At 68.3% G+C, this 9275-nt stretch carries 8 protein-coding genes; 5 read left to right on the top strand and 3 right to left on the bottom strand.

Annotated elements, in window-relative coordinates; translation table 11 throughout:
* Both LLH23_03935 and LLH23_03930 read right to left on the bottom strand, forming a co-directional pair.
* The coding region (locus tag LLH23_03935; GenBank protein MCE5237623.1) for a Gfo/Idh/MocA family oxidoreductase at positions 1-355 on the bottom strand (355 nt) is incomplete at its 3' end.
* Positions 356-366: 11 nt separating this feature from the next.
* Positions 367-1626, bottom strand: a complete 1260-nt coding sequence (locus LLH23_03930; GenBank protein MCE5237622.1) for a hypothetical protein — start codon at positions 1624-1626, stop codon at positions 367-369.
* Between the two features lie 257 nt (positions 1627-1883).
* Between LLH23_03930 and LLH23_03925 the strand changes: the two genes are divergently transcribed.
* Positions 1884-3374, top strand: a complete 1491-nt coding sequence (locus LLH23_03925; GenBank protein ID MCE5237621.1) for a hypothetical protein — start codon at positions 1884-1886, stop codon at positions 3372-3374.
* Here LLH23_03925 and LLH23_03920 read toward each other — a convergent pair.
* Complete coding sequence (locus LLH23_03920) at positions 3371-3670, bottom strand: PLD nuclease N-terminal domain-containing protein (protein MCE5237620.1); 300 nt, start codon at positions 3668-3670, stop codon at positions 3371-3373. The genes LLH23_03925 and LLH23_03920 overlap by 4 nt on opposite strands.
* Positions 3671-3864: 194 nt before the next feature.
* On the opposite strand from LLH23_03920, the gene LLH23_03915 reads away from it, so the two are divergent.
* From LLH23_03915 to LLH23_03900, 4 genes are all read left to right on the top strand, one after another.
* Positions 3865-4857: a Gfo/Idh/MocA family oxidoreductase gene (locus tag LLH23_03915; protein MCE5237619.1), complete on the top strand. Its 993-nt coding sequence runs from the start codon at positions 3865-3867 to the stop codon at positions 4855-4857.
* Positions 4858-4885: 28 nt separating this feature from the next.
* The gene (locus LLH23_03910; protein ID MCE5237618.1) at positions 4886-6034 is read left to right on the top strand and encodes a carbohydrate-binding protein; all 1149 of its coding nucleotides are present in this window, start codon (positions 4886-4888) and stop codon (positions 6032-6034) included.
* 124 nt (positions 6035-6158) lie between these two features.
* Positions 6159-6806, top strand: coding sequence for a DUF1559 domain-containing protein (locus tag LLH23_03905; GenBank protein MCE5237617.1), 648 nt, complete (start codon positions 6159-6161; stop codon positions 6804-6806).
* A 110-nt stretch (positions 6807-6916) separates the two neighbouring features.
* Positions 6917-9169 (top strand): right-handed parallel beta-helix repeat-containing protein, encoded by a 2253-nt coding sequence (locus tag LLH23_03900; GenBank protein ID MCE5237616.1) that lies wholly within the window; start codon positions 6917-6919, stop codon positions 9167-9169.
* Positions 9170-9275 lie beyond the last annotated feature (106 nt).

Here is a 9275-nt window from a genome sequence, read left to right as displayed (position 1 = left end):
CCCCTGAAGGGGGGGGTAGAAGGTTGGCGTCCCACAGCTCCTGGGTATACCCCGTCAGCGGCTTCTCGACGATGACATGCTTGCCCGCCTGCGCGGCCAGCACGGCGTCGGGGCCGTGCACGTTGGTCGGCGCGCAGATATCCACGACATCCACCTCGGCGCGCTCGAGCAGCTCTTCGAGGCTGGCGTAGACGCCGGGAATGCCATGCTTGCGGGCGAAGGCCTCGCGGCTCTCGGCACGGGCGGAGGTGACGGCGACGACCTGGCAGTCGAGGCCCTTGACCTGCTTGTAGGCTTCACAGTGAAAGTCGGCAGCGAACCCGGCGCCGACCATGGCGATGCGGATGGATGGCATGGCTACCTCTCCTACGTCAGGTGTGCATCCGGTGGTCGCTGCGCGATGTGCTCGGCCCACTCGATGAGGGCCAGCTGCATAAGCGTGCTAACCGTCTGGGCGATCCGCGGTGTCAGGCCTCGGTCGGCCATCGCCTTGCGGCGCTCGTTGCCTGGATGTACGCGGTTCCGGAACTCAGCAAGGACGTGGAACACCTGCAATAGCGGCTCCGGCAACGCAATTGCCTGAGCGTGCGTCTGAGCATGGCATAGCAGTTGCCCCAGAGTTAGCCGATCGACAGTTGCGAGTGCGGTGCCGGACCCGCCACTTGGAGTCGAGAACCGCGAGCAGAGCAGGGCCTCCACCATGGCCCCGATCAGTGTGACCGACGCGAACTGCCGACGCAGATCCAGACACAGACGGAGCTCGTCGTACAAGCTGAGGCAGTGATGCGCGTAGTCGTCGGTGGCGACGACACGGACCGCGTCCCTCACCTTGCTGGCATCCGGACCGGTGCCGAACACCGCGGCGTCGAAAGACACCTCGAACAGGCGGGCGAACTCAGGTGATAACGAAAGCTGCTCGTACTCCTGCAGCAGGGCCAGCGCAACGTACGCGGAGAGTTGCTTGGCGGCGGCGGGGCCGCCATCGCAGTAGCCCTTGTCCTCGCAGTAGGCATACGCAAGGTACTGGCAGGCGTAGTCTTTCTCCCCGAGCAGTAGGTTCGCGAACGCGGCACGGAAGAAGGGGTGCCCCTTCGGGCTGACATGCTGCGCTGTCTCCATCCAGAAGGTGCGGCACCACTTCGGGTCGTCGTTCCACATGGCAGCCAACGCGTCCATGCGTGGCCAGTAGTCGGTCTCAGGCAGACCAAGACGCCGCATACCCTCGATTGCATCCCGCGCGAGCTGCTGTGGCTCCATGCCCTCCGTCTGTACGTGGTAGCCCGACCAGACAAGCGAGATGGGCACGGTGGGGATGCCCGCGACGGGCATGACAACGGCCGTACTGGTCTGAGCGCTATGCCGGTCCGCGCGAGTGCGCACGAAGACCACTCGCTCGTCCGGCAACTGCGCCTTCGCGACCGCCCAGCCGGCGGCCTGCCACGCCACCTTCTGAGGCGCACTGGGGCTCTTCTCGTTGCCCCACCATGCTCGGTGCTCACGCGCCGAAGGAGGCAGAGGAGTACCGATGATTGCCTCGATCTCCGCGAATGCCAGCGTGATCTCCTGCTGACTCCCCGGCAGGCGCTGAAGGTGCTCGGTCAGTGGACCATACTTCGGCTTACGCATGGCAAGCTTCCCCTCCCTAGCTGCTGCGGCGGCCACAGACGGCGGGCCGGCTGATAGCCGGCCCCTCCAACGGCCTCTCACCCGGCCCTTCGGATACTCCCCTGGATGAGGGCCGCGGCGATTATACTGCGGCGGGGCCAGGGCGGCAACGCCGTCCGCGCCTTGTTCTCCCCTTCTCAGCCCTCCTCGCCCCTCCGCCCGGCAGGAGACGCGGCCCCGGTGTCCAATAACTCCCCAAACTGTTCCCGGGGGTCGGCATGGACAGGTTCCACGTCGGGATGATCGGTTGCCACTGGCGCGCGCCGGGCCGTTGCGGCCCGCTCCTGGCCCTGGCGATGTGGCCCGCGCTCGCCGCGTGGGCCGGCTATGTGCGCATGCTCGGGGCGTACTTCCGCAACGATGACTTCGCCTGGCTCAAGGTCGCCCACGACTGGATGACCGGCCGCAGCCTCGCCTATGGCGAGGCCGGCGTCACCCCCTGCTATAACCTCCTGTACGGCACGCTCTATCGCACCTTCGGCGCGACGGCCTGGCCCTACTACGCCACGGTCATTCTGCTGCACAGTATCGCGTCCGTGCTGGTCGCGTGGCTCGTGTGGCGGGTGTTGATGTCGGCGGAGCCGGCCGCGCGGCCCACGGAGCGCGTGGGCCTGCGGGCCGCGTCCACTGCCGGGGTCTTCTTCGCGCTGCTGTTTTCGCACCAGGAGGCCGTGGCGTGGTCGCAGTCCGCCCATCATGTGCTGGCGGCGACGCTCGTCATCGCCGCCACGCTGCTGTGGCTGCGCTACCGCGAGGGGCACCGGTGGGCCCTGCCGCTGTCGGTGCTGCTCGGAGTGCTGGCGGCGCTGTGCAAGGAGAACGCCTTGGTGGTGTTCCCGTTGCTGGTCGTGCTGGATCGCCTGCTGTACCGCGACCGGCCCGCCCTGGCGGTGGCCTGGCAGGCGCTGCCGGTGCTGGCGCACATCGCCTGGCGCGTGGGGGTGGGGGTGCACCATGACTCGATCCAGTACGGCTCCACCGACTACTGGCCCGGCCTGCACATGGTGACGAACCTGCTGCTGGTGCCCCCGCAGATGCTGCTGCCGGACCTGCGCTTCGAGACGTTCGCGGCGCTGTTGCAGCGGGTGCTGTCGCCGTCGGTGGCGGCGGCGGTGGGGCAGGCGTCGCTGGTCCCACTGCTGGGGCTGAGCCTGCTGGCGGGGTACGGGCTGGTGCGGGGGCGAGAGCGGGTGCGGCTGGGGCTCCTGTGGAGTGTCCTGGGGTTGTTGCCCTTCCTGCCCTTCATCTACTTCTACGCACGCGCGCCGCGCTATGGGTACCTGCCGTCGGTGGGGCTGTCGTTGCTGGTGGGGTTGCTGGTGCAGTGGGCCCTGACGCCGCGCCCGCGCCGTCGCGTGCGCACTGTGGCGCTGGTGGGCGTGGGGCTGTACGTGGCGGCGTCCTTCGTGCTGCTGCAGGCGATGGCGAGTAACCGCCTGCGCGATAGCGCGGTGCGGCGGGAGGTGCTCCGGGCGGTATACGCCGCCCTGCCCGCTCCACCAGCGGGGACGCACGTGCACGTGGAGGGTCTGTCCAAGCAGTTCGGAGACTTGCGGGTGGCGATCCCGATGCTGTACACGGTGCGCGTGACATGCTCGGTCGGCGCCGCGCCGCCGTCGCGGGCGTGCTACCGCTTCAGGTTCTCCGAGTCGCCGCCGCGGCTGCTGGAGATGGCCGCACCCGGCGCGGGCGGCGGAGGTCCCCCCTAGCCGGCGGGGCCTGACGGCGGCGTGGCGCCGGGTGGCGGGGTGTAGTACGCCTCCTCCGGCAGCCAGCCTTGCTTCCTGCCGATCAGCATGTAGATCAGCGCCCCGATCCAGTGCGTCAGGGCGATGATGAGCACCCACACGATCTTCTCGTTCGGCTCCTTGAACTGCCGCTTGACCACGTCCACCAGCGCCATGATCCACAGCACCATGGCCGCAATCACGAACAGGAACATCCCACCGTAGATGACGATCATGAAGACGACGGCGATGGCAGGGCCGGCGGTGTCGGTGTCCATACGGGTCTCCCGTGGGTTGCTGGCATGATTATACTGCGGCGGGGATGAGGGCGGAAGAGGCCCTCCCCCCTGCCTCTCTCTCCTGCGACCTGCAGTCGCCGGGAGAGAGGCGCCGCGCAGCGGCGGGGTGCGGGTAGAGGGGAGCGGCCCGTGCGCGTCCAATACTGCGCTACCCCTCGTCCGGAGGCTGGTCCATGGACAAGATCCGCGTCGGGATGGTCGGTTGCGACCTGCACGCCCTGTACTATGCTGTGCTCATGGCCGAGCATGACCCGCTGGTCCTGCGTGGCGACGGTATGGGCCAGGACCGGGGGCAAGCGGCGTTCTTCTACCACTACACCCACTACAACGACCCCCGCACCATGACCGCGCCGCAGGTGTGGGAGTTCCAGATCGTCAAGTGCTGGGACCCGGACCGCGAGAGCGCCGAGTCCGTCGCGCACATCTTTGGCGCGCAGGTGTGCGACCACTTCGCCGACTGCTCCGAGGACGTGGACCTCGTCTTCATCCCCGACTGCAACGGCGACGGCTCGACCCACCTGGAGCTGGCGACGCCCGGCCTGACGAAGGGTGTGCCGACGTTCGTGGACAAACCCCTGGCCTACGAGTACCACGACGCACTGGCGCTCCTGGACCTGGGCGCGGCGCACGGGGCGCCGGTCATGTCCCTCTCGATGCTGCGCACCGTGCCACAGGCGCGCTGGTTCCGCGACCGCCTGCAGGAGGTGTGGCCGGTCGGTTACGGCTCCATCAAGGGCGGCGGGGCGGCCATGGCGGGGCACATTCACGCCGTCAGTCTCGCCCAGCATGTCTTCGGCCCCGGCGTCGCGGCGGTCGAGGCGATGGGGCCCGGCGAGCTGTCGTACATCCACCTGGACTACGGCGGCCGGGCGGACCGGCCCTCGCATGGTGTGATGCTTAACTGTGACGCCGGGCCAACCTGGCACTGCTCGTTCTATGTCAGCGCCTTCGGCGCGCAGGGGGCCATCCATTCGGGGAACATCGGCGACTTCGAGTTCCCCGAGGGTGCCGGTGAGATCCTGCGGCGCATCGCGCGGATGGTGCGCGCAGGCCAGCCCACCGAACCGCGCGCCGAGATGCTCGAGAACATCGCGGTGGCGACGGCGGCCCGCCTCGCGCAGCGGGAAGGGCGACGGGTGTACTTGCGCGAAGTGGTTCCCGGATAGAGGCGGGAACAGGCAACGAGGAGCGACGATGAAACGACTGCATCTGCTGGGTCTGCTGAGCGTGCTGTGGGCCTCCGGCCTCGTCTGGGGCGCGGGAACGGCCCTGGCGGACGGCGGCTGCCTGCTGTCGGCCACGGCGCCGGGAGCGTACGCCGTGCGCTACTGGCCCGACCGCATCGTGCTCACCTATGACGCCAGAGATGCGGTTGCGGTCACAGTGCATCTGCCGCAGGCAGCGCAGTGGGCGCGGCTGGACGAGGGGCAGTTGCCGGCGGCGAAGATGGCCTGGGATGCCCAGGCCGGCTGCGTGACGCTGCAACTCCCGGCCGGGACGCACGCGGCCCACGTGGCCTGGCAAGGCAAGTACCAGAAGGCCCCACGCGGGCAGGCGATCCCGGTGCTCATGGACGGGAAGAAGGCCGGGAGCATCACTGCGCACTTCACGCTGGAGGGGATGACAGCCGAGGGGTCGGTGCCGGCTCAGGTAGCGATCATGCGTGCGAGCTTGCGGCTGAAGGGCGCCACGCAGGTTGAGCCGGTGCTCACAGTCGGGACCACCGTCCTGGATCGCTGGCAGGCCCAGGCGCAGCAACTGGCGGCGCAGCGCACCGTGGCCATGGCGGAAGCGACGCCCCTGAGCCTGACGGTGGCGAGCTACAGCCTGGCGGCCTCGCCGGTGGAGGCCATCGCGTTCGAGACGGTGCAGGCGGCGCTGGAGCCGAAGCGGCTGGCGGCCATGCCCGAACAGGGCCTGGTGATCGAGGCGGAGGCCTTCGCCGCGGAGGGCGGCGGCAAGGTGGACATCTCCGACAAGCACTTCCAGACCCACGGCGGCAAGAGCATCTTCAACAACTCGGGGGATGGACACTGGCTCGAGTACAAGCTCACCGTACCGCAGGCGGGGACGTATGATCTGTACATACGGGCGGCCTCCCAGGAGCCAGCGGACCTGCGCTCGGTGTCGCTCGACGGCCAGACGCCACCAGGGCTCGGGCTGGTCAAGTTCCCCGGCACCGGCGGGTGGGGCTATGGCGCCCAGGAGTGGGCGGCCCTGCAACTGACGGGCACGGCGCAGGCGCCGTCACTGAAGCTGGCCGCCGGCGAGCACACGCTGCGAGTGACGGGCCAGGGCAGCACCCACCTGAATCTGGACTACTTCCTACTCACGCCCCGTTAGCGGGGGGAGTCCCCTCACGGGTTTCTTGCGGACCGCACGCCCCGTCGCCAGCAGGAGGATGCGGCGCGGGGACGGAATCCCCGGTGTGAAGACCGCACTGACGTCATCTGAGAGGAGACGAGTCATGCGTAAGGGTTTCACGTTGATCGAGCTTCTGGTCGTCATCGCCATCATCGCCATCCTGGCCGCCATCCTGTTTCCGGTATTCGCCAAGGCGCGCGAGAAGGCCCGGCAGACCACTTGCCTGTCGAACATGAAGCAGCTCGGGCTGGGGATGCTGCAGTACGCACAGGACTACGACGAGTGGCTGCCCAGCTACTACCGCTACAACCCGTACCAGGTGAACCTGCGCTGGTGGTATGACATGATCCAGCCGTACGTGAAGAACTACCAGTGCGTCGTCTGTCCCTCCGGTTCGTGGTCTGAGTCTCGGCTGCGCATGCCGAGCGACCCGAACCCGGCCTACTGCTCGTACTGCCTGCCATGCATCAACCGCGACGCCAACCACGCGACCATCGCGACCATCGTGGACAGCGGCATGGGGAACATCAAGTCGCCGGCCGACACGATCATGCTGACGGAGTCCAAGGGCGCCGAGATGTTCACCGCGGGTTCGCAGGACTATCATCTGCTGGACATCATGGATACTGGTTCGCTGTCCCTGATCGCCGAGCGGCACAATGACGGCTTCAACGCCGCCTTCTGCGACGGCCACGCCAAGTGGCTCAAGGACAGCAAGCCCGGCTGGTGGACCATCACCGAGGGCGACTGACCCGGTCCCAGCGCTCCCCCGGCGGCGGCCGCCCTCGTGGCGACCGCCGCTTTGCGTTGCAGGTCGCCGGGCCGCCGACGCTGAAGCACCTGCCCCGAGAGGAGGCGCGCATGAAGCCCTGCTGTGTGCTCTGCATGCTGATCGCCGGGAGTGCCGCCATGGCCACTGAGCACTTCGTCGCCCCCAACGGCAAAGCCGACGCCGCCGGTACGCTCCGGGCGCCGTGGAACATGGCGCAGGCCAACGCTGCCGCCCGCCCCGGGGATGTTGTCACCTTCTTGCCCGGCGACTATGAGGGAGTCATCGAGCCTGCCGCCTCGGGGGAAGCGGGCAAGCCCATCACCTTCCGCAGCCAGAAGCCCCTGGGGGCCCGACTCGTCGGCGGCACCGCCTCGGACGGCCAGCCCATGTGCCTGCGTCTGCAGGACAAGCAGCACCTGGTCATCAGTGGCTTCGACCTGTGCCCGACCAACCACATGTGGCTGCAGATGAGTGGCTGCCACAACGTGCGGCTTGCGGGCCTGCGGATGCAGCAGGGGCGGCGCAGCTACGTGCCGGCCCTGGTCAAGGATTGCCACTACTGCCGCTTCGAGGACCTGGACATCTCCCGGGCGGTGCAGCTGGACGCGAACGGCCATGTCAATGGCAACATGTTCCAGCTCAACGCCAGCACGCACAACGTCATCGCGCGCTGCCGCTTCTCACAGGCCGGCCACTGCCCGTGCTGCCTGTGGATAGACTCCACCCACAATGTTCTGCGGGGCTGCGTCTTCGACAACCGCTGGGGCCGCAACTTCGAGCTGTTCACCGCCCCGCATACCCTCTTCGAGGGCTGCGTCATCACCAACGGCTACCATGGCAGCGGTTCGGCGGATGGGCGGGCCAAGCTGTTCATCTGGGAGGGCATCTTCCGCCGCAACCTGATCTGCCGCAACTGGTACCAGCCCCTGACCATCCACGCCTACAAGTACGGGGACATGGACCCCTTCGGGATGGCCAACTCGCGTCTGTACCACAACACGTTCTTCCTGAACTACGAGTCCGGCTTCGAGATGTTCGACATCGCCGCCCAGCCCGACCCGCACATGGTGCGCGGCAACGTGCTGCAAAACAACCTCTTCGCCCGCAACGACCCCGGCGGGGACGGGGTGCAACTGAACCTGGGGGCCAGTATCGGCGCCGACAACCGCTTTGTGAGCAATCTGTTCTGGAACCCTCCGGCGGGGTCCCCGGCGCCTGCGGCGCCACCCCGCCCTGGTGCGGCGGCGGCGGGGCCCGGCGCACAGGGCGCGCCACCCGCCGCCCTGCCGTCCATCCGCTACGCCTGGCCCCAGCCCATCCCCGAGCGTCCGCAGAGCAGCCTGCGCACCGCCGCCGAGGCGAACCGTCAGCTCCCGGCACAGTTCGCCGGCAACCGTGATGGCGACCCCAAGTTCGCCGACACCAACGCGGACGACTACCGCCTGCAGCAGGGCAGCGCTGCCCGCGACGCCGGGACGCCGCTGACCGTGACGACCGCGGCCGGCGCGAGTGACACCGTGCCCGTAGCGGACGCGCGCCCGTTCTATGACGGCTTCGGCATCCCGGGCGAGGTCGGCGACCTCGTGTTCATCGGCCCGAAGAAGCAGCCAGCGCGCGTCGTGCAGGTCGATGACGAAGCCAGCACCCTCAAGCTGGACCGCCAGGTGACCTTCAAGGCCGGCGACGCCGTGACGCTGCCCTATGTCGGCCAGGCGCCGGACATCGGCGCCTATGAAGCCGGGGCTGAGCGCGAGCGATGGTATACCGCCCCACATCCGACCCCGGCGCTGCGCATCCCCACCCTCGGCACGGCGACCGCTCCTATCGTCAGGACGGGGTTCGAGACGGATAACCTGGAAGAGTGGTTTTACTGGTGGTACACCCACCGGCAGCGCAACGCCGAGGCGCGGATTGACGACACGACGGCGGCTACGGGGAAGCGTTCCCTGCGTCTCGCCGCCACCGACGACAAGTCCACGCTGAGCTGCCTGCTGCAGCCGCCGTGGTGGGACCTGGACCGCTTCCCGATGGTGCGCTTTTCGTACCGCATCCCGCCAGGCGTGCCGGTGGGTATCCGGCTGGATGCCATGCAGTCCGAGCAGCGCGGGAGCGTCATGTACGTCGGGGGTACCACCTCGCGCAATAACGGCGGCTGCCCGGACCTCGACCGCGTCAAGCTGATGGATGACGACCAGTGGCACGAGGCGACGGTGGACGTGCGGTGGCTGCGGGAAGCCTACCCCGGAGTCAAGCTGCTGCGGACGTTCTGGTTCTACACCAACGCCAACGGGAAGAAGGGCCAGCAGTTCTGGCTGGATGACTTCCGCATCGAGCGGCAGTGAGAACGGGCCGCGGGGAGGGCTTCCAGCCGTCCGTGACATAGGGCGGGGTGCCTCGCAGACTGCCGGAACCGGGAACACCTGGCGCGCCTCTTGCAAGGCGGGTGGG

This window comes from bacterium (assembly GCA_021372615.1).
Taxonomy (GTDB): domain Bacteria; phylum Armatimonadota; class Zipacnadia; order Zipacnadales; family UBA11051; genus JAJFUB01.
The sequence above is the reverse complement of the archived record's forward strand: the minus strand, read 5'-3'. Positions and strand labels throughout refer to the sequence as shown.